Genomic DNA, 284 nt, shown 5'->3' with positions numbered 1-284 from the left:
CGCGGCTTCCAGGGCCGCACCTCCGAGTGGCTGCAGGGCAAGGTGTGGGAGGCCTCGACGCCCGTGGGTCCGTGGCTGGTCACCCCGGAAGAGTTCCCGGCGGACGCGCGCGTCCTCACGCACGTCAACGGTGAGCTGCGTCAGGAGGACAGGGTCGCCGACGTCGTCTTCTCCCCCGCCGAGCTGGTCTCCTACGCCTCGCAGCTGATCACCCTGAACCCGGGTGACCTGATCCTGACCGGCACGCCCGCAGGGGTCGCCCTGGCCCGCCGGGACGCCGAGGG

General features: G+C 72.5%; 1 protein-coding gene. It reads left to right on the top strand.

Features of this window, described 5'->3' with window-relative positions; genetic code table 11:
- A partial coding sequence (locus ACFWJO_RS38650; protein ID WP_386872882.1) for a fumarylacetoacetate hydrolase family protein occupies positions 1 to 284 on the top strand: 284 nt, incomplete at both ends.

This window comes from Streptomyces sp. NPDC127092 (genome assembly GCF_042722475.1).
Classification (GTDB): Bacteria; Actinomycetota; Actinomycetes; order Streptomycetales; family Streptomycetaceae; genus Streptomyces.
Note: the sequence above shows the minus strand (reverse complement) of the source record. Positions and strands in the feature narration are given on the sequence as shown.